Source organism: Paenibacillus rhizosphaerae (assembly GCF_014192015.1).
Taxonomy (GTDB): domain Bacteria; phylum Bacillota; class Bacilli; order Paenibacillales; family Paenibacillaceae; genus Paenibacillus_AQ; species Paenibacillus_AQ rhizosphaerae.
In genome coordinates this window covers 472,719-492,739 of sequence record NZ_JACHXJ010000002.1, presented here as the reverse complement: position 1 = coordinate 492,739, position 20,021 = coordinate 472,719, and the positions used below count along the sequence as shown (strand labels likewise).

Annotated in this window: 16 protein-coding genes; 2 read left to right on the top strand and 14 right to left on the bottom strand. The window is 54.8% G+C overall.

What is annotated here, in order from left to right; genetic code table 11:
* Positions 1-12: 12 nt before the first annotated feature.
* The 7 genes from FHS19_RS10745 to FHS19_RS10715 all read right to left on the bottom strand — a co-directional run bounded on the left by FHS19_RS10745 (position 13) and on the right by FHS19_RS10715 (position 7,194).
* The gene (locus FHS19_RS10745; protein ID WP_183582897.1) at positions 13-816 is read right to left on the bottom strand and encodes a metal ABC transporter permease; all 804 of its coding nucleotides are present in this window, start codon (positions 814-816) and stop codon (positions 13-15) included.
* A gap of 56 nt (positions 817-872) precedes the next feature.
* Complete coding sequence (locus tag FHS19_RS10740) at positions 873-1,580, bottom strand: metal ABC transporter ATP-binding protein (protein ID WP_446686413.1); 708 nt, start codon at positions 1,578-1,580, stop codon at positions 873-875.
* 76 nt (positions 1,581-1,656) lie between these two features.
* A complete protein-coding gene (locus tag FHS19_RS10735) occupies positions 1,657-2,616 on the bottom strand; it encodes a metal ABC transporter substrate-binding protein (RefSeq protein ID WP_183582895.1) in 960 nt (319 codons plus the stop codon).
* Positions 2,617-2,890: 274 nt separating this feature from the next.
* Entirely contained in the window at positions 2,891-4,873 is a 1,983-nt protein-coding gene (gene metG / locus FHS19_RS10730) for a methionine--tRNA ligase (RefSeq protein ID WP_183581855.1), read from the bottom strand.
* A gap of 448 nt (positions 4,874-5,321) precedes the next feature.
* Positions 5,322-5,603: a membrane protein insertion efficiency factor YidD gene (gene yidD / locus FHS19_RS10725; RefSeq protein WP_183581854.1), complete on the bottom strand. Its 282-nt coding sequence runs from the start codon at positions 5,601-5,603 to the stop codon at positions 5,322-5,324.
* 4 nt (positions 5,604-5,607) lie between these two features.
* Complete coding sequence (locus FHS19_RS10720) at positions 5,608-6,075, bottom strand: Fur family transcriptional regulator (RefSeq protein ID WP_183581853.1); 468 nt, start codon at positions 6,073-6,075, stop codon at positions 5,608-5,610.
* A gap of 141 nt (positions 6,076-6,216) precedes the next feature.
* Positions 6,217-7,194 (bottom strand): ABC transporter substrate-binding protein, encoded by a 978-nt coding sequence (locus tag FHS19_RS10715; protein ID WP_183581852.1) that lies wholly within the window; start codon positions 7,192-7,194, stop codon positions 6,217-6,219.
* A gap of 210 nt (positions 7,195-7,404) precedes the next feature.
* Between FHS19_RS10715 and FHS19_RS10710 the strand changes: the two genes are divergently transcribed.
* Together FHS19_RS10710 and FHS19_RS10705 are read left to right on the top strand one after the other, a co-directional pair.
* On the top strand, positions 7,405-8,418 hold the full coding sequence (locus FHS19_RS10710) for a FecCD family ABC transporter permease (protein ID WP_183581851.1): 1,014 nt from the start codon (positions 7,405-7,407) through the stop codon (positions 8,416-8,418).
* Positions 8,415-9,473: a FecCD family ABC transporter permease gene (locus tag FHS19_RS10705; protein ID WP_246426538.1), complete on the top strand. Its 1,059-nt coding sequence runs from the start codon at positions 8,415-8,417 to the stop codon at positions 9,471-9,473. The genes FHS19_RS10710 and FHS19_RS10705 overlap by 4 nt, the downstream gene beginning before the upstream one ends.
* 133 nt (positions 9,474-9,606) lie before the next feature.
* Here FHS19_RS10705 and FHS19_RS10700 read toward each other — a convergent pair whose 3' ends face one another.
* The 7 genes from FHS19_RS10700 to FHS19_RS10670 all read right to left on the bottom strand — a co-directional run bounded on the left by FHS19_RS10700 (position 9,607) and on the right by FHS19_RS10670 (position 19,881).
* On the bottom strand, positions 9,607-12,075 hold the full coding sequence (locus FHS19_RS10700) for a copper amine oxidase N-terminal domain-containing protein (RefSeq protein ID WP_183581850.1): 2,469 nt from the start codon (positions 12,073-12,075) through the stop codon (positions 9,607-9,609).
* Between the two features lie 287 nt (positions 12,076-12,362).
* Positions 12,363-13,976, bottom strand: coding sequence for a beta-N-acetylhexosaminidase (gene nagZ, locus FHS19_RS10695; protein ID WP_183581849.1), 1,614 nt, complete (start codon positions 13,974-13,976; stop codon positions 12,363-12,365).
* A 44-nt stretch (positions 13,977-14,020) separates the two neighbouring features.
* The gene (locus tag FHS19_RS10690; protein WP_221223897.1) at positions 14,021-14,809 is read right to left on the bottom strand and encodes a response regulator transcription factor; all 789 of its coding nucleotides are present in this window, start codon (positions 14,807-14,809) and stop codon (positions 14,021-14,023) included.
* The gene (locus FHS19_RS10685) at positions 14,784-16,631 is read right to left on the bottom strand and encodes a cache domain-containing sensor histidine kinase (protein ID WP_183581848.1); all 1,848 of its coding nucleotides are present in this window, start codon (positions 16,629-16,631) and stop codon (positions 14,784-14,786) included. Before FHS19_RS10685 ends, FHS19_RS10690 begins: the two co-directional genes overlap by 26 nt.
* A gap of 25 nt (positions 16,632-16,656) precedes the next feature.
* Entirely contained in the window at positions 16,657-17,484 is an 828-nt protein-coding gene (locus tag FHS19_RS10680; protein WP_183581847.1) for a carbohydrate ABC transporter permease, read from the bottom strand.
* A complete protein-coding gene (locus FHS19_RS10675; RefSeq protein WP_183581846.1) occupies positions 17,484-18,368 on the bottom strand; it encodes a carbohydrate ABC transporter permease in 885 nt (294 codons plus the stop codon). The genes FHS19_RS10680 and FHS19_RS10675 overlap by 1 nt, the downstream gene beginning before the upstream one ends.
* A gap of 127 nt (positions 18,369-18,495) precedes the next feature.
* Positions 18,496-19,881: an ABC transporter substrate-binding protein gene (locus tag FHS19_RS10670; protein ID WP_183582892.1), complete on the bottom strand. Its 1,386-nt coding sequence runs from the start codon at positions 19,879-19,881 to the stop codon at positions 18,496-18,498.
* Between the last annotated feature and the right edge of the window lie 140 nt (positions 19,882-20,021).

Below are 20,021 nucleotides of genomic sequence, written 5' to 3'. Positions count from 1 at the left end.
GACAAGTACCTCCTACGTTGATAATCCCTTCTTGCCCGCCATCGTCAAGATCAGCAGCGCAATCAGCAGCAGCACGATGGTTGCTCCCGGAGCCAGGTTCCATACGCCGGCAATCACAAGTCCTCCCACAACCGCAATCTCCGAAATAACCACCGACAGGATGACGGAAGATTTGAAGCTTCTGGCGATCAGGAGGCTGATAGCGACAGGAATGGTCAGCAGTGCCGATACGAGCAAAGCGCCGACGATTTTGATGGCCGTGCTGATAACGAGGGCCGTCAGGACGGTGATCAGCATGTTCATCATGCGCACAGGCAGACCGCTTACGCTCGCGGCGTCTTCTTCAAAGCTCAGCAGGAAAAACTCTTTGAAAAAGAGCGTAATAACAACCACGACGAGCAGCGTCACAGCCCCTACCACGTACAGATCCTGGGTATCCAGCGTATAAATGCTGCCGAACAAATAGCTCATCACATCTGTATTGTAACCCATCCCGAGTGTGAAAAACAAAGAAGCCAGCGCAACGCCGCCGGACATAATGATCGCTATCGACAGCTCGGCATAGCTTTTATAAGCTTTTCTGAGCTTTTCTATCGCAAAGGAAGCCAGAACCGCAAATACAAGACCTGCCCCCAGGGGATACAGCTCAATCAGAAAACCGAGCGCCACTCCGGCGATCGTGACATGCGCAAGCGTGTCCCCGATCATGGACAGGCGCCGCAGCACGAGAAAGATGCCGATCAGCGGTGCGGTGATCCCGATCAGCAGACCGCCGGCAAGCGCTCTTTGAAAAAAATCACTGAGGATAATTTCTATAGCCAACAATAACGACTCCTTCGACTGCTTTTAATATTTTGATAACGATGGTGCTGTTATGATAATGAGTGCTGCAGGTCCTGAACCTCGCAGTCCTGAATCTCATGGGAATGTCTGACGAAAAATTCAATCTTGCCGTTTTTCTGCTTCGGTTTCTCGCCCAAATATCCCTCAATCATGTCCATATCGTGCGAAACCATCAGCAGCGTCATATGATGATGCCGGTGCATGTGGGTAATCAGCTCGAAAAATCCGGCCTGCGTCTCCGCGTCAATGCCCACGGTAGGCTCGTCCAGTATGAGCAGATCCGGGTTGTTGATCAACGCCCGCGCAAGGAAAGCGCGCTGCTGCTGGCCGCCTGACAGCTCGCCGATCCGTTTGCTGGCGATGTCTTGAATCCGCATGACCTCAAGCGCATCGTCACACTGCTGCTGCATATGTCTGTTTACCCGGCGGAACAGGTTTTTATTATTGTAGAGCCCGGAGAGAACCACCTCGCGAACGGTAGCCGGGAACAAAGGGTTAAACGAATTTTTCTGCGGGACATAGCCTACCCGCTCCCAGTCTTTGAACCTGCGAATCGGCTGGCCGAACAGCCGGATGCTGCCCTGGCCGCTGGGCAGGAGGCCGACGATCATCCGCAGCAGCGTCGTCTTGCCCGCCCCGTTGGAGCCGATAATGCCGACAAAATCGCGTTCTTTCACGGTAAAGTTCAGATCGTTGATGACCTTTTGGTCCCTGTATGAAAAGGAGATGTTCTCCATCTCGATAATCGGTTGATGACAATCGTCCATCATCGGCGTAAACATACGAAATCCGCCTTTCTGTTAGTTGCTTCATTTATTGTAATGCGAGAATGAGGTTATGCAAATTTTTGTCCATCAAGGTAAAATAGTCGTCGCCCTGCTCCTGCTCTTCCTTCGTCAGCCCTTCGAGGGGGTTCAGGACGGACACGGTCGCTCCGGTCTCGGAAGCCAGCGTTTTGGCCAGCCGGTCGGAGACCAGCTCTTCGAAAAAGATATACTTGATTCCTTCCGACTTCACCAGGTTCGACAGCTCCACCAAATCGCGGGCACGGGGCTCGGCATCCGGAGACAAGCCCATGATGGGATGCTGCTCCAAGCCGTAATCGCGGCACAAGTAGCCGAAGGCCTGATGGGACACGACGATTTTGTGACGCGGAACCTGTGACAGCTCCGTCTCGAACTTGCGGTGAAGCTCCTGCAGCTTCCGGCTGAGCTCGGCGTATCGCGCTTCGTAAGCCTGCGCATGCTGCGGATCGGCCTCCACATAGCTGTTCTTGATGTTCTCGGCCATAATGATGGCTGATTTCGGGCTGACCCAAGTGTGGGGGTCGATGTGATGCTTGTGCCCGGTCCCCATGCCCTCGCCTTCGAGATCATGCCCGCCGTCTTCTTCGCCTTCGATCAGCTGGATGCCTTGGCTGACCTCAACGGCCTTCACCTTGGAGTCCCGGTTCAGCCCCTTCAGAAAATTCGGTACCCAGCCTTCGAGACCGGCTCCGTTATATAAAAACAATTGCGACTTGGACGTGTTTACGATATCCTGGCTTCGCGGCGTCCAATCATGCGGTTCGACACCGGCTGGCAGCAAATTGATGACGTTGGCGTCCTCGCCGCCGATTTCCTTGGCAAACTCATAAATCGGATAAAACGTCGTAATGACATTTACTTTATCCGGATCCAGCTGTGCGTTCCCCGAGTTATCGCAGCCGGTAAAAACCAGCATCGCCATCAGAAGAAACGCAGGCGCCAGCATCCGCTTGATCACATTTCTCATATTCACAGATGTACGCTCCCACTAATCGTAACTTTTACTAATAAGATTATGAATGGGCTTATTTTATTTGTCAACCTTGGTTGAAAAATTACCAGTGGAAAGTGAACGATGTGTGCCAACGAAACGGAACTTTTTGGATCTTGAGTGTCTTCCACGAGATCGATATCCCTTATGTCTGGACGACAAAAAGACGGAAGCCCGCTGCTTGCGGGATTCCGTCTTCCTATGATCCATTTAAACCATGCTTACCTTTAGGTGCTCTATCTAAGCGCTCCTACTTCACGACCGCTCCGTTCGGCATGCTGTCCGGCACTGTCGCCAGCGTCAGCTGATCGCCTTGGGATGCCGCCAGAATCATGCCCTGCGACAGCTCACCGCGCAGCTTCACCGGCTTCAGGTTGGTGACGCAGATGACCTTGCGGCCGACCAGCTCTTCCGGCGTATAGAACTTCGCGATACCTGATACAACCTGCCGCTGCTCGAAGCCGAGATCAAGCTGCAGCTTGAGCAGCTTGTCGGCTTTCTTGACAGGCTCGCAGGCGATAACCTGGGCCACGCGCAGTTCGACCTTGGCAAAATCCTCAATGCCGATTTCTTCCTTCAGCTCAGGCGCATCCTGCGGCGCGGCTGCTTCGGCCGCCTTGCCGGCTTCCGCTTCCTTCGCGGGAGCTTCGGATCCGGTCATCGCCTGCTTGATGTACGCGACCTCTTCTTCCGCATCCAGGCGCGGGAAGATCGGATTGCCTTTCACCAGCTGCGTTCCTTCCGGAATCAAGCCGATCGTCTTGCCGCTGTCCCATTCGGTCAGCTCACCTTGCTGAATGCCCAGCTGCCCCCAAATCTTCAGCGGAGCCTGGGTCAGGAACGGCTGCAGCAGGATCGAGCCGATCCGCAGGCTTTCGACGAGGTGGGACATGACGGACGCCAGCTCTTCGCGCTTCGCCTCGTCTTTTGCCAGCGCCCATGGCTGCGTTTCGTCGATATATTTGTTGCTGCGGCTGATAAATTGGCCGATGGCCGTCAGCGCAACGGAGAACTCCATATTTTCCATCGCTTCTTCAACTTTACCGTATACATCCTTCGCCGCTTCCTCCAGCGACGAGTCAAACGGAGTCACGCCGGAGCGGTACGCCGGAACCCGTCCCTCGAAATATTTGTCCACCATCGCCACCGTGCGGTTCAGGAGGTTGCCGAGGTCATTGGCCAGATCAGAGTTAACGCGCTCCACGAAGCTCTCCGGCGTAAACGTGCCGTCCGCGCCGAACGGAACCTCGCGCAGCAGGTAATAGCGAAGGGCGTCCAGACCGTAACGGTCGATGAGCGTGACCGGATCTACGACGTTGCCTTTCGATTTGGACATCTTGCCGTCCTTCATCAGCAGCCAGCCGTGTGCAAACACTTTCTTCGGCAGCGGCAGGTCGAGCGCCATCAGGATGATCGGCCAGTAGATCGTATGGAAGCGGACGATTTCCTTGCTCATGAGATGAACGTCAGCCGGCCAGTATTTGTCGAACAGGCTTGTATCTTCCGAGCCGTAGCCCAGCGCGGTGGTGTAGTTCAGCAGCGCGTCGATCCAGACGTAAATGACGTGCTTCGGATCGCTTTTCACCTTGACGCCCCATTCATAGGTTGTCCGGGACACCGCCAGGTCTTCCAGTCCCGGCTTGATAAAGTTGTTGATCATTTCGTTCTTGCGGGACACCGGCTGAATAAAGTCCGGATGGTCTTCATAGTATTGGAGAAGCCGGTCCACATATTTGCTCATCCGGAAGAAATAGCTCTCTTCCTTGACGCGTTCAACCGGCCGACCGCAGTCCGGGCATTTGCCGTCTACCAGCTGCCGTTCCAGGAAAAACGATTCATCCGGCGTACAGTACCAGCCTTCGTACTCTCCCTTATAAATATCGCCCTGCGCCAGCAGGCGTTCAAACACTTCCTGAACCACCTTCGTATGACGCGGTTCCGTCGTCCGGATAAAGTCGTCGTTGGAAATGTCGAGCTTCTTCCACAGCTCCTTGATCCCCGCCACGATGTCGTCGACGAACTGCTGCGGCGTCTTGCCTGCTTCAGCGGCCTTGCGCTCGATCTTCTGACCGTGTTCGTCGGTTCCCGTCAAATAGCGCACATCGTAGCCGCGCAGCTTCTTGTAACGAACCATGGCATCGCCGGCCACGGTCGTGTATGCATGGCCGATATGCAGCTTGTCGCTGGGATAATAGATCGGCGTCGTCAAATAAAATGTTTTCTTGTCAGCCATTGTTCATCTTCCTTTCCAAAATCGGCGTTCCTGTATCTTCTGTGTGAACACAAAATAACCCCACGAAGTGGGGCTTTTGCTGTGATACCCTATTCAGGTACTTTGCGGGGGCCCCGAGGATACAAAAAAACTCCCGCCCCTAATGGGACGAGAGATTCCTCACGTGTTACCACCCAAATTCCCTGCGCCTTCGCAGGCGGCAGGCTCCATCAGTACCGGCCTGTCTCAGCCGCGCACTGTCCATTATCGCTGGATCACGCCGCTCCCTTACGCATCCCCTTATTAAAGATGCTGCTCGAAAGCGGTTCCTCCCGGACCATCTTCGGAGACTTCGCTTATACCGGCTTTCAGCTGCCCCGGCTCTCTGCAATAAGCTACCGTTCTCTTACTCATCCGTTCCTCGGAAATGTCATATATTCCATAATATACTGAACCCGCATGCCGCGTGTCAAGTCAGGTGTCCCTCGCCATCGGAAGGATGAGGGGCGCCTGCGCCTTCCTTCTCCTTGCGCGGGGGAACCAGATCCACTCCGCCCGGATGAAACGGATGGCACTTGGCGATCCGTTTCATGGCAAGCCACGATCCTTTGGCGGCCCCATGCACCTCGATCGCTTCCATTGCGTAGGCCGAGCACGTCGGGTAGAAGCGGCAGGTCGGCGGTTTTAACGGCGAAATGTATTTGCGGTATATGATAATCGGTCCTTGGACGATTCTTCGCGATACGCCCATGGCATCAATGCTCCCCGATACGCCCGGACGCCGGATTGGCATTCAGTCCCGCATCCGCAGGCTGCCGGCAGTCTTTACAATATCCGAATACTTCAAATTTATGCTTCACGACCTGAAATTCGTCTGGCGTATCCGCCATCGACACCGGGCAGAAGCTGATCGGATACGTCTTCTCGCATTGCAGGCAGATCATGTGATGATGGTGGTGGTCTTCGCTGCAGCTGGCTTTAAATTTGACCCCGTCCTCAAACACGATCTGTTCGAGAACGCCCAGCTCCTGCATGACTCGAAGATTGCGGTATACGGTATCGAAACTGAGTCCGCTATATTTTTTGCCCATGAACTCATAGACATCCTTGGCTGACAAATAACCCGAATGTTCACCAAATAATTTGGCGAGCGTCTTGCGCTGGTCGGTTATGCGCAGTCCCTGCTCGGACATGGCGTCAATAATCTTCTCCGTCGAAAGCATACGCTCATCCTCCCATTCTATGCTTAAAGCCGAAAGCCACTCTTGTTTACAACATTTGTCTACTATTTATAATGCATCAAATCCCGTCCTCCGTCAATGAAGCAGGGGACCCCTGACGGAGCCCCCTGCGTGCGCTTTGATTTATTTAAAATAGGATACCAGCTGGTCGAGCATCAGATTGGCTGCGATTACCCCGCCGGCGGTGTTCCAGATGGCGTCGTCCACGCGATGGGCGTTGCCCTTCTTGACCACATCAAGGTTCTTCCAAAGTTTGTCTTCGGTCCACTCCTTCTCCATCTTGCTGCCTTCGCCGTCGCCGGTTTCATAGGTAAAGTAGAACAAAATGTCGCCGTTCATGTCCGGAATGCGCTCTTTGCCGACATCGTCGGAGAATCCGGGATTATCCTGCACCGCCGGGCGGGCGAGGCCGATTTCCTTCAAAATAATGCCGGAGAACGTGTCGTTATAGTAAATCCGCGCCTTGCCCGGCATAAACCGGACCATCGACACTTTCGTGCTCAATTTGTCGCCGATCTGTGCTTTCACGTCAGCCACATGCTTATCATAGTCGGCCAGCACCTGATCGCCCTTTTCTTTCTCGTCGACCGCATCGGCCCACAGCTTGAAGTTTTCTTTCCACTCACCTCGGAGCGTTTCGGAAAATACGGTTGGAGCGATGGCGGACAGCTGCTCGTAAATTTTCTCCTGGCGCATTTTCGTGCCCAGAATGAGGTCCGGTTCAAGCGCAGCGATCGCTTCCACGTTCGGTTGGCCTTCGTCGCCCACATTTTCTACGTCCTGCATTTGATCCTTAATATGGGGATACCATGGGTCTCCGGTCCAGGATTTAACGGCACCCACCGGTTTGATTCCCATGGACAGCAGCGCTTCGGTTCCTTCATTCGTCAAAACGACGATTTTCTTCGGATGTGCCGGTACTTTGACCTGCCCCATAACCGTATCAATCGTGCGATCCGCATCGTTCGAAGCTCCTGCTTCCGTACTGCTCTCTCCTGTACTTCCGGAAGCGGTGCTGCCGCTGCCGCTGTCTTTGCCGCATGCGGACAATACCAGCACAGCAGCCAACAACATAAGTATAAGGCCGTTCCATTTTCTCATAAGTAAAAGCTCTCCCCTTCTAATCTCCTGATAATGATTCTCAGTATCGTCCTAATCCTAATTCATAGCGCCAGCATTGTCAATAAACTTCCTGCATTGAAGTCCAAAAAACATCTACTGAAATTGAGAATCAGCCTCATTGACAAGCCTATGCGCTCCACTTAAACTTTAATATGTTATTTACAGCCTGATTGAAAAGAGGGGTATGCCGTGCAGCCGGAATGGTTACATAGATCATCTGCCAAATGGACCGGTTTGATCGCAGGGCTCGTCCTCCTGCTCTTATGTGTTGCAGCCAGCATCCTCTTTGGGGTGCACAGCACCAATTGGAGGGAAGTTGTCGAAGCCTTCACTTCGTTTAATGGGAGCAATGAGCATATTATCGTCCGTGACGTCCGCGTGCCGCGCGCGCTGATCGGCGCCTTCGTCGGCGGAAGCCTGGGAATTTGCGGTGTGCTGCTGCAATCCCTGACCAAAAATCCGCTTGCGGATGCAGGAATATTCGGCATTAATGCCGGCGCCTCCCTGCTTGTCGTAGCTTCATTCGTCCTGCTCGGCGTCAGCTCGCTCGCTTCCTTCACCTGGATCGCTTTCCTCGGGGCGGCTGTCAGCTGTCTGTTCGTTTTTGTTCTCGGCTCCGCCGGGCGGCAGGGCTTAACGCCGCTGAAAATTACGCTCGCCGGGGCGGCCATTACCGCCTTCTGCAGCTCGCTGACCAACGGCATGCTCATCATTAGCGGCCGGGCGATGGAGGAAGTGCTGTTCTGGATGTCCGGTTCCGTTGAAGGCCGGAGCCTGAGCATTTTGCTGGGGCTTCTGCCTTACATGCTTGCGGCTTGGATCGTCGCCCTTCTCATCGCCTCGTCCGTCAACACGCTCATGCTCGGCGAGGACGTGGCACGGAGCCTGGGGCAGAAGACCGTGCTCCTCAAGCTGACCATGGGACTGCTCATCGTCGTGCTGGCAGGCAGCTCGGTCGCGGTCGCCGGACCGATCGGGTTTGTCGGGCTGGTCATCCCACATATCGCCAGGGCTCTTGTCGGCAGGGATACCCGCTGGCTGGTCGCCTACAGCGCACTGCTGGGAGGCATCCTGCTCCTTCTTGCGGATATTGCCTCCCGCTTTATCGCCATGCCCCGGGAGATCCCGATCGGCGTCATGACGGCGATCATCGGAGTGCCGTTCTTCATCCACGCTGCCAGAAAGGGGTTGCTTCGCCAATGAGCCGTTCATCCAGACCGAAAGGCCCCGTCAGCGTCCGAATGGGCGGGGATGCGGTTTCCTTTCTCACATCGAGACGCCAGATCGCTATCCTGATCATTCTGGCCATTGTCCTGCTGCTTGCGGTCATCATCAGCATCGGCTTCGGCACGAAATACGTGAACCCCTGGGAAGTGACCCAGGCGATCTTCGGCCAAGGGAACAAGCTGGACGTCGTGGTCGTGCAGAAGCTCAGGCTTCCTAGGGTCATCGTCGGCGCATTGGTCGGGGCCTGCCTCGCCATGTCCGGAGCGATTACGCAGGGACTAATCCGTAATCCCCTGGCTTCCCCGGACATTATGGGCGTCACGAGCGGCGCCTCCGTCGCGACGACGGCCATCATTACCCTGATTCCGTCGGCCAGCGTGTTCTGGCTGCCGCCGGCTGCCTTTGTCGGCGCAGCGCTCACCACGCTGCTGATTTATGTGCTCTCGTGGAAAAAGGGCGTCAACCCGCTCATGCTGGTCCTGATCGGCGTCGGCATCGGGGCGGTAGCTTCGGCCATTTCCACGATGCTGCTCGTCACAGGCCCGACAGACGTCGCACAGAAGGCCTTTAACTGGCTGCTGGGCAGCGTTTACGGCAGCTCTTGGAAGCATGTCAACATGATGCTGCCCTGGTTCATCGTGCTGGGCGCGCTCAGCCTCATCTTCGCCCGCCGCATCAACATGCTGCAGCTCGGCGACGACTTGGCCGCCGGGGCCGGCAGCCGGGTGGAGCGCGACCGGACGATCCTGCTCTTCATGGCCGTCGGGCTCGCCGGGGCCGGCATCTCCGTAGGCGGAGCGATCGGTTTTGTCGCCCTCCTCGCCCCCCACATCGCTCGGAAGCTGATCGGGTCATCTTACGGCTCCCTGCTTCCGGCCAGTGCCTTAAGCGGGGCCATCATCGTCGTCGTGGCGGATGTCCTCGCCCGCAACCTGTTCACCCCGCTGGATATTCCGGTCGGCGTGTTTACATCGGCCGTCGGCGCGCCGTTCTTCATATTCCTGTTATGGAAGAGCCGCAGCTCTTCCTAAAGCAATACGGCAGCAAATGCATTATAAAAAACACAAAGAAGACCCCCATCTACCGCAGCTGCGGTGGATGGGGGTCTTTGCATTGCCTATAAGAATAAAAAGAATAATAGCTGTCTTCCGTAATATGATCCGCTTACTGCTTCATCTGGGGCATCGGCATCAGGAGCAGGTTGATCGGCAGGTTGCTGCCAGGCGCCGGTGTGTACCAAATTTCTACGCTTTGCTCATAGTTGCCGGTACGGTACAGAACGCTCGTTTCGTTCGGCGCATTGACTTCCTGGCTGTTGTTGGCTGCCTGCACCTGCTGGCCGTTCACGAGCAGGATGCCGCTGTATACGCCGCCGCGCGGGTTAAGCGTAATCAGCGTATTCGGAGCGACGCGGTTCAGCTTGATTTTGTACAATACACCAAAGTTGCCTGCATTGGAAGCTTCGGTTCCATAAATCCCGTCCAATCCCCTCAAGTTCGGATCCACGTTGTTATCACCGAGAACGATACGCGTTTCGCCGGTGCCAAGCACTTCGTCGGTAGACATGTTGACGACGGAATTCGGATACGTTCCCCGGTTATGAACGTCACGATCAAGGGCCGGAAGGAATGGCAGTGACTGAAGCGGATCCTTCGTGGCGTCGAGCATAATGACGCTGTATTTGACCGGATAGTTGCTGAATGCATCCGCCAATACGGAGATGCCTTCACCCGGTTTGATTTTAATATTGTTGATATTGGTCATAATGACCTTGCTCTCGCCAGGAGCGAGGGTGATATCTTGACGGCCCGAACCGCTCGTCATGGAATCGAAGTAACGCATAACGGACGCTTTGCCGTGACCTGTCGCATACGGGCTTGGTCCGCCCATGCCGAAGTTCTGGATGTTGATCGTGTTGTTCATATCGAGCATCGTGTTGGTGGCAATGACGTAAACCTGCATGTTTTTGTTGGTCGCATTGACATGGTGGAGCATGAACCGGGTGCTTCCGAGTGCCGTTTCCTGATACAGGAGGCCTTCGGAATATACCGTCTCCGGGCTGTTGCTGCGGATCAGCGTGGCTGGATCGGAAGTTGTCGTGAAGGCCGCTGTTTTCCAGCTAGGCACCGATCCGCCGTTGAACGTAAATTTGTCTCCCACCGGCGTGAAGAGCTTATTGAATTCATCTTCGGTGTACAACGTTTCGTTCGTAATGACAACGGTCTGCTGGAACTCGCTTACCGCGCCGTGTTTGTCTGTAACTTTGAGCCGAATCGTCTGAGGTCCAGGCTGGAAGAACGCCTTGCGGTCGTTCAGCCATTCGCGGCTGACGATTGCGTCTTCATCATCTGTACTCTGGTCGGTAATGGTGATCAGTTCACCCATTTTGTATTGTTCTTTGTCGGTTGTAAAACTGGCCACCGGCGGCTCGTTCGGCTTGAGCACGTTCACCGTGATGCTGTACGGATCACTCCACTGTCCGCTGGAATCCTGAACATAGTGGGTCACCGTATGCAGTCCGGGTTCTTGGAACATGTCCTCTTTCCCTTCCCAGCGCTCGTCAACGATTGGCAATCCGTTAGGAGAGGTCGCTTGGGAAATGTAGTTTACCGTCGTTTCGCCTGCAAAAATCTCAGTGGGACCCACGCTAAACGTCGCTACCGGCTTCGTCGATAGGTTCAGAATGACGCGCTTCCCAGGCTGGTCGACCGTGTAAGGAATGCCCAGCGCCTGCGTGATCGACGTGAGCGGGACCATAAACGTATTTTTGTACTGATACGCAGGGCCCTTCATCGGTTTCGCCTCTCCGTTGACGCGGTAGCTGCTGCTGTTGGTTTTGAACCGGAGCTCGTTGTTATCTTTGATAATAATCGTTTCTTTCGTCTTGGCGTCATACGTCAGCTTCAGGCCAACGCGTTCCACCATGGCGCGGATCGCCACGTAAGATACTCCGTTCTTGACGGCCATCGGCTGCCCGGCCAAGTACAGTTTGCCGTCCTGGTACATTTTGTTGCTGTTCATCATGAGGATCAGCTGGCCGGCCTGACCGGTTGTCGTACTTCCCGTCGCCGTAATCCCCTGCGGATCGGTGGTTATCGCGGTGCCGTCTGCCGTGCCATCGGACTGTCCTTCGTTTCCTTGTGAGCCGGCGTTTTGGCCGTTCGCCGCTTGGCCACCGTCATTTGCGTTCCCGGTGCTGCCATCGGTTTGATCGGAAGTGCTTGTTCCGTCTGTCGTGCCGCCGTTCGGAGCAGCGCCTTGTTCAGCGTTACCGGTCGTTCCCGCGGTTCCCGAACCTGTGGTGTCTTGGCCGGTAGTTGTCGTAGTGTTGCTTGTACCGCTTTCAGTTCCCGGCGTGCCAGTCGTTCCCCCTGTATTCCCGGTTGTATCTGTCGTGCTGGACGTGCCTGCAGTTCCTGTAGTACCGTTAGTGCTTGCAGCGCCCGAATTGCCAGAATGGGTTGTACTGCTCGTGATGTTATTGGTGACTGCGCTTGCCGCTGCATTGTCTACACCTTGGACCGTTCCCGCATTTTGCTGGACCTGTACCGCGGTTTCCGCGCCGGCCGGCAAGACCAGAGCGGTTTGTGATGCAGCTAACACTGCAATCATGGTCAATTTCTTGAAATTCATCTCCAGACTCCTTCTGCTCCCATTTTTAAATCACGTTCTACTCTAACGAGCCTCCCGACCCCATACAAAAAAAGAGGCTGACGCTAGTTCCCCCCGACATCAGATCCATCAAGCGTTATGTTTTTTCTGATATCATTGAAAAGACATAGTATTAGACGCTTCATTCCCCGAAAAGTTGCTATCGATTTTACAGATGCGCAAAAGAAAAAGGAAGGATATCCCAATTGGGCATCCAACCTTTGGTAAATCTACTCCGTAAGCCCTTTTCTTTCAGATCATCATGCTCCCTAGGACGTCGTGGTTTGACTGCCAAGGCTAACCGGCAGCGCCCCTTCCGCCTTAGCATGCCCCGCTAGAATGGAAGCCAGCCCTTCCATAAAATAAGGCGTATTTTCGTAGCAGCACAGGTATGCCGGCGAGGCAGGTACCGCCGCCAGATCGTATGGGTTCCGCGTTGAGGCTACCACGAGCCGCTGTGGCTGTAGCGCGATCAACCCTTCGACGAGTCTGCGCTGACCTGCAGGAAGCCCGCCACCCGCCGTGTATGTGGCGATGACGATCTGGCGATAACCTTGGGCGGCGGCCAGCACCTGTTCGACCTCGTGCAGATCAGGCTCCGCGCTGATCGTCAGCTCATTTACGTCCTGTATGTATTCCGACAGCGCCTGTCCGAGGGTCTTCACTTCCGTCCACGGCTCATCTACCTGTGTCTCCGAGCGGAGCTCCGGCCACACGACAAGGACCCGCTGGTCCTCCTGAAGCGGCAGCTGTCCTTCGTCTTTGACGAGCGTAATGCTGCCCGCTGCCACTTCCCGCAGCAGCCGCTCGGTCTCCGGTTTTTCATGCCTTTCAAGGAAGGCAGGCGCGCCTCCTTGGGTAGCTGGGGGCTGCAGCCGCTTCTCCTTCAGCTTCAGGATCCGGTTCACGGCAGCGTCAATGACGCTTACCGGAATTCTTCCGCTGCGCACGGCTGCCTTGACCGCTTCAATCGCTTCGATTTGATCCTGAAGCGTATGGCTGACCAGGACGATGTCCGCTCCCGCCTCCACCGCACGCACCGCGCCTTCGCCCACGCCAAAATGCTTAGCAATCGCGTGCATTTCCAGGCAGTCGGTCACGATGACACCCTCATAACCGAGCTGATCACGAAGCAGGCCGGTGAGCACCGCTTTGGACAGCGTCGCCGGAACCGCCTCCTTCTCGATGGCCGGGAAGACGACATGTGCCGTCATAATGACGTCCACCCCGTCCCGGATCGCCCGGACGAACGGCTTCAGCTCCACCTCGCGCAGCCGCTCCATGCCGTGCTCCACCGATGCCAGCCCCAGATGGCTGTCGACGCTGGTATCGCCATGCCCCGGAAAATGCTTCGCTGCCGCCGATACACCGTGCTCCTGGTACGCCCGAATGGCGGCCGAGCCGTGCTCAGCTACCTTCTCCGGATCTTCGCCGAACGATCGGACGCCGATCACCGGATTCCGCGGGTTGTTGTTCACGTCAAGCACAGGAGCGAAGTTCATGTTAATCCCAAGCGCGCGCAGCTCCTGAGCGCCGATGGCGGATACCCGGTAGGTATAGTCCGGGTTTCCCGTCGCCCCAAGTGACATATTTCCCGGAATGCGGCTCACCCTCCGATGGTCGATGCGGGCCACCATGCCGCCTTCCTGGTCAATAGCAATCCACAGCGGCAGCTTCCCCTGCTTCGCAGCTATCTCCTGAAGGGAGGAAGACATCGCGGCCACTTGTTCCGGCTCGCCGATGTTCCGGCGGAAATAAATGACGCCGCCCACATGGTACTCTTCGATCAGACGGCGGATTTGCTCATCCGGCTCCTGCGCGTGGAACCCGCAGATGAACATTTGCCCGATTTTTTGCTCAAGCGTAAGATCCGATACTAACATGACATGCCCACTCCCTATTCATATATTGCTCTATCCGTACGCCCCTACCCGGCCGATCTTCCCTTGGTCTGGTCACGGAATTCGGACGGCGTCAGCCCGGTGTGCCGCTGGAACACCTTGGTAAAGTACCTCCGCTCCTGGTAGCCAATGCTGCTGCCGATTTGCGTGATGCTTTTGTCGCTGTGCGTAAGCAGATATTTAGCGGTTTCAATCCGTTTGCCGGTCAAATATTCGACGAAGGTGACGCCGAGGTGATTTTTGAACAGCAGGCAGAAATAGCTGCAGCTGATGCCCAGGTGTCCAGCCAGCTCCTCGATGCCCAAATCGCTGCCAAGCCGCTCTCCGATATAAAGAATCGCTTCCGACATCAGCTGCTGCGGGCTCTTTCTGGCCCCGCTGTCCCTGCTGTCCTCCTCAATCCGGGCGACGGTCACCTGGAACGGGTCGCTGCGCCGTTTCCGGAGAATATCCTCACGGGCGGAACGAATTGTATTCTCCAGCTCCTTGTAGTGGATCGGCTTGCAGATGTACTCCCTGACATTATACTTGATCGCCTGCCGGGCATACTCAAATTCCTGATATCCCGTCAGCAGAATGATTTCGGCGGCGGAACCGCTTCTGCGCAGCTCGCCGATCAGGGTCAGGCCGTCCATCACGGGCATGCGAATGTCGCACAGCACAATATCGGGAGTATGGAGGCTGCAAATGTCCAGCGCTTCCTGTCCGCTCCGGGCGGTGTACACCTGCATCTGCATGTCGCTCCACGGAATAACGCTTTTCAGATTGTTCAAAATCGGGGCTTCATCATCAACCAGCAGCACGTTCAGAATCATCCAAGTCCCTCCACTCGTTGTCTGGTATGATACATTGAATTATCGTTCCGGTGGTGCCGGACGAACAAATGAACAACCCGTATACATCGCCGTAGTGAATCCGGATGCGGTCGGCCACGCTGCGTACACCGAGTCCCCTGCGTTCGTGGTTCACCTGCATGTCCTTCTCTTCCGGCGGTTCCCCGCTATCGCTCTTCATGTATTCAAAAGCCGCCAGCTGCCGCGGACTAATACCGATGCCGTTGTCCTGCACTTCCAGAACGAGCCGGCCTCGCTCTTTCCAGCAGGACACATAAATCATGCCCTTATAGCCGATCCCTTCAAAGCCGTGCTGGATGCAGTTCTCGACGAGCGGCTGCAGGGTCAGCTTCAGCACGCTGCGGCTCCGCAGCTCCAGCGGAATATCGATCTCATATTCAAACAAATCCTGAAATCTGAATTTCTGGATTTCCAAATAGCTCTGCAAATGCTCGATTTCCTGGCCAAGCGTAATCTCCTCATTGTCCTGGATGCTGATCCGCAAAATGTTACCGAGCCGGTGCACCATTTCGCTGACCTTCTCCCCTTCGTTCTGAACCGCAAGGACGTTGATCGACTCGAGCGTATTGAACAGAAAATGCGGTTTAATCTGGGCCTGGAGCACCCGCAGCTCCGCCTTCGCCTTCTGCTTCTGCTCCTTCTGGATCTGTTGAAACAGGCCGTTGACCCGTTCAACCAGATCGTTGAAGCCCTTCGCCAGAATATGCAGCTCGTCTTTGCCCCGGTGATGCACCTGGACATTGAAATCCCCGCCTTCCACTTTACGCATGAAGCGGACGATGACCGCGATCGAGCCCGTAATTCGGTTCATGAAGACCATGTTGAAGGTCACCGCCGCCAAAAGGCAGACGAGCGTAATGCCGATAAACCATTTGGCAAAGACCAGCGTTTCCTGCGACAGGGAGCTCCACGATGTGACGGAAACCAGGCTCCAGTTATATTCTTTCATATGATAAATCGAAACGATGCTTTTTTCCCCGTTAAACGCCGTCTTGAAGCTCTGAAAATCTCCGCCGAACTTGACGTCCCTCTTCATCACGGACTGAATTGGCTGGCCGTCCAGCACTTTATTCGGATCGTACAGAATCAGTCCTTTATCGTTCACGAGCATAAAATCGGTGGACTGCATATCACGGTTTAAAGACAAATTGCGGAAGATCAGCTCGATATCCCAGTTTTTGATTTGGGTCACCAGGATCCCGATATTTTTAAAATAGCTCAGCTCCTTGATGAGCCGAATTTGTGTAAACACCGGGTCGGATCCGGTAATTTCCGGGTATTCATGCGGTCCGAGCCATTTGGGGACCCCGTTCAGGGCCATAACCTCTTGATATAGCGGATGGGCTTTAAACTCTTCAAATGACAGCGTATTAAAGTCTTCCTTGGTGAAAATGGAGACTGTGCTCGATGGCCCGCTGCCCTGCAGGTTGTACAGATAGGCATAACTGATGGCAGGATGATTGTACAGCAGGCTCCGGAAGTTGCGCTGGCTGTTGTTCAGGTTCAGCTGCTCGGCATCGTTCAAATCCTGTTTGGTCGGGTCCTTGGCGATCAGCGCCATATGAAACACCGAGGTTGCGATGCCGTTATCCGTCACGTTGTCCATCTGCTTCAGCACGCTGTTGATGCTGTAGCTGATGGCTTTAAGGGAATATTCCGTCTGCCGGCTGTATTTGGTCTCAATCGAATGAGAGGTCACTATAAAGGTAACGACGCCCAGCACGCACAGCGGAACGATGATCAGTGTAACAAATGCCGTAAACAATTTTACCCGCAAATTCATTGGCATTCATCCATTTCTTTGCATGTTATCCCTTAACACCGCCTGCTGTAACGCCTTCAATGATTTTCTCCTGAAGGATCGCGTAAATCACGATGACCGGTACGACGCTGTAGACAATGCCGGCCGACATCTGCGCGTAATTCATCTGGTATTGATCCCGGAACTGCACCATCCCGACCGGGAGGGTCCGCAGCGAATCATTGGAGAGGAAGTAGTTGGCTAGCAAAAATTCGTTCCAGTTGCCGAGGAAGTTCACGATAAACACCGTAACCATGGCCGGAACCGTCAGGGGTACGACAATTCTAGCAAATATACCCTGGGCTTTCAACCCGTCCATGACGGCCGCTTCCTCGATTTCGCCGGGCAGGGATCGCATGAACGCCGCCAGTATGATGACCGAGAACGGGAGCGCGTTGGCGATATACGGAATGATGAGCGCCAGATGCGTATCCAGTATCCCAAGCTTGCGGACAAGCAGATAGATCGGGAGCATAAGCGCATTGTTCGGGATGAGCATGCCGATCAGGATCAGGCCGGACAGCAGCGCGCTGATTTTAAAATGCCGCATGCGGGTTATCGCAAACGCAAACATCGCGGCGATCAGGATGGATACGACGGCCGACAGAATCGAGATATACAGGCTGTTGAAAAAATAGGTGCTGATTTTGGCGTTGACCCATGCCTCCACGTAATTGCCTAGCGCAAACTGCTTCGGAATGCCGAACGGGTTCAGGGCGATCGCATTGTTATCCTTTTTGACCGAAGAGAAAAGCACGAACAGGAACGGGAAAAGAATAACCAACAAGTAGGCCATCAGGACGATGTGGGGCAGCAGCTTTTTGAGCCTGGTCATCAGTATTCAATCCTTTCGCTGCGCCTTGCAATCAACAGCAGGTACAGGGCAGTCAGTATTAATGTAAAGACGAAGATGAGAACGGAAATGCTGTTGCCGTAACCGTATTTGAAGTTCGTAATGGCATATTTGATCATGTAGGTGGCCATGACATCTGTCGAGCCCGCCGGTCCGCCCTTCGTCATGACGATGACGATGTCCGCGGCTTTCATCGCTCCGGCGATGGACAGCATAATGACGACGGAGATGATCGGTTTAATGAGCGGCAGCGTAATGGAGAACGCCCGCTGTACGGCCGTTGCTCCGTCGATGGCGGCGGCTTCGTCCAGCTCGCGGGGAATGGAAATAATGGCGGCGAGCACCATGACGATATAAAAGCCGGTCCACTGCCAGGCATTGGTAATCAGGATGGACAGCATCGCGTATTTTTCGTCGGAGAGCCAATACAGCGGTTCAATGCCGAACACTTTTAAAATATTGTTCAGCAGCCCGATGTTCGGCTCATAAATAAATCCCCAGAGGATGCCGATCACGGCGGTGGACATGATCGAGGGCAAAAATACCGCCGTCTTGTACAGCCCCTTCAGTTTTTTGACATGGGCAATCAGCAGCGAAAAAAAGACGATCAGCGGCACCTGGATTCCGCAGGAAAAGAGAATGAAATAGCCGTTATTCCGGACCGCGGTCCAAAACCGCTTCTCCGTCAGCGCCTTTACGAAGTTGTCGAAGCCGATGAATTTCGGATCGCTGGATACGCCGTTCCAGCTCGTTAGGCTGTAACGGATCGAGCTTACAATCGGATACAGAAAAAACATGGCAAACAAAATCAAGCAGGGAAGAATAAACAGGACGTAGAGCGCAGGATTCTTCAGTGCTTTGTTCATGGAGTTCCTCCCAACGCGGGCGCTTGTGGTCGTCCGCCCGAAAAAATGTCATGCTCCCTCCAATCGAGGGGCTTTGCGAAAAAACAGGTGCCCCGGTTTGACCCGAGGCACACCGCATCATTTGCCGTTATTCTTCCAAGGAATTCGCTTCCTCTTGTGCCTTCTGGAGCGCTTCGCCCATCTTCTCAGACGTCGTCTGGTTGCCGATCAGCTTTTGGATTTGAATGTTGCTGATTTCCGTCGTCACGTCGGCCTGCACGAGCGAGTCGAATGCCGGGAAGGAGGACTGGGCCGAGTTCAACACGTCGACGATTTGCTTCATCAGATCGTCGGTAATGCTCGACTCCAGCACAGACGCATCCAGCTTCATGGCCGGCAGGACCCCGTCTTCCACCAAGCCGCGGATCTGCATTTCCTCATTGAACATGTTCTTGATAAAGACTTTCACCGCTTCCAGCTTGCGCGGATCCTTGGCGACCGCGGACGAGAAGCCGTAGCCGTTGTTGACGTCGCGCATCAGCGCCGTCTGATCGCCTACGCCGCCGTCCACCGGCGGAAGGTTGAAGAAGCCGACTTTGCCGATCATGCCCGCACCGGATTCCCCTTGCTTGAACACCGAAGACTTCCAGGTGCCGTCATACATCAAAATGGCTTCCCCGCTCGTAAATTGGGTTGTGTACTCGGCATATTCAAAGCCCAGCTCGCCCTTTTTGAAGTAGCCCTTGTCAACCCATTCCTTATGCTTTGCAAACGCCTTGACCATGTTCGGATCGTTCCATTTGGCTTCGCCGGTAGCGAATTTGTTTGTAATGTCCGGTCCCGCGTAGCGCGACCACAGATGGTTGGTCAGCATCAGCGGCACCCAGCCTGCCTTGGAGGCTGCTGCCATGGGCACCTTGCCGTCGGCCTTGATTGCGGCCAGCTGCTCTTCCAGCTCGGCGAACGTTTTAGGCGGCGCCCAGCCCTTTTTATCGTAATACTCCTTGTTGTAGAAGAAGCCTTCGCCGGATCCGCCGATCGGCAGTCCGTAGACTTTTCCTTCGTAAGTGAACGGCTCGAGCGAGCTGAACTTATCCTTAATCCCCAGCTCTTCAATAATCGGCGTCAAATCGAGCAGCTTACCCTCCTTGGCGTACACTTTGGAATCGGGGCTGCCAAACAGGTCGAAAATATCCGGCGGATTGCCTGCCGCCATTTCGCCGCGCAGCTTCTCTTTCCGGTTGACGTCGGACTCTACTCCGTCCAGCTTGAACGTTAACCCCTCGATTTCGCCCTCCGTCTTTTTCACGACGTCCTGCAGAATGGCAAAACGCTTCTCTTTGTCCTGGCCAACCTGCGTATGTCTCAGGGTCAGCTCGAACGGTTCGGCCTTTTGCGCTTCCTCCGTCTTCGGTTCCGTTCCTGCTGAACCGCCGCCCGTCTCTCCGGCCGATTTGTTATCGCTTCCACAACCGGATAACGCGAGCGACGCCGCGAAGCATAACGAGATCAGCAGCATCAAACTTCTTTTCATCTTCATCTGGTTGAACCCCCTTAGCAATCTGGTTTACATGCTTAATTATAAGAAGCGGCCGCCATATCCGTAAGGAGAATATTCCGCTAATGAAGGGGGAAAATCCTCCACACCAAGTGAAAATAATCACATTGTTAGAA

Bases quoted from the DNA above. Each gene is read 5' to 3' on its own strand.
- FHS19_RS10670 (WP_183582892.1), bottom strand. From the start codon at position 19,881: ATGAAAAGAAGTTTGATGCTGCTGATCTCGTTATGCTTCGCGGCGTCG.
- FHS19_RS10700 (WP_183581850.1), bottom strand. From the start codon at position 12,075: ATGAATTTCAAGAAATTGACCATGATTGCAGTGTTAGCTGCATCACAA.
- FHS19_RS10690 (WP_221223897.1), bottom strand. From the start codon at position 14,809: ATGATTCTGAACGTGCTGCTGGTTGATGATGAAGCCCCGATTTTGAAC.
- FHS19_RS10675 (WP_183581846.1), bottom strand. From the start codon at position 18,368: ATGAACAAAGCACTGAAGAATCCTGCGCTCTACGTCCTGTTTATTCTT.
- FHS19_RS10705 (WP_246426538.1), top strand. From the start codon at position 8,415: ATGAGCCGTTCATCCAGACCGAAAGGCCCCGTCAGCGTCCGAATGGGC.
- yidD (WP_183581854.1), bottom strand. From the start codon at position 5,603: ATGGGCGTATCGCGAAGAATCGTCCAAGGACCGATTATCATATACCGC.
- FHS19_RS10680 (WP_183581847.1), bottom strand. From the start codon at position 17,484: ATGACCAGGCTCAAAAAGCTGCTGCCCCACATCGTCCTGATGGCCTAC.
- nagZ (WP_183581849.1), bottom strand. From the start codon at position 13,976: ATGTTAGTATCGGATCTTACGCTTGAGCAAAAAATCGGGCAAATGTTC.
- FHS19_RS10715 (WP_183581852.1), bottom strand. From the start codon at position 7,194: ATGAGAAAATGGAACGGCCTTATACTTATGTTGTTGGCTGCTGTGCTG.
- FHS19_RS10735 (WP_183582895.1), bottom strand. From the start codon at position 2,616: ATGAGAAATGTGATCAAGCGGATGCTGGCGCCTGCGTTTCTTCTGATG.
- FHS19_RS10685 (WP_183581848.1), bottom strand. From the start codon at position 16,631: ATGAATTTGCGGGTAAAATTGTTTACGGCATTTGTTACACTGATCATC.
- FHS19_RS10740 (WP_446686413.1), bottom strand. From the start codon at position 1,580: ATGGAGAACATCTCCTTTTCATACAGGGACCAAAAGGTCATCAACGAT.
- metG (WP_183581855.1), bottom strand. From the start codon at position 4,873: ATGGCTGACAAGAAAACATTTTATTTGACGACGCCGATCTATTATCCC.
- FHS19_RS10720 (WP_183581853.1), bottom strand. From the start codon at position 6,075: ATGCTTTCGACGGAGAAGATTATTGACGCCATGTCCGAGCAGGGACTG.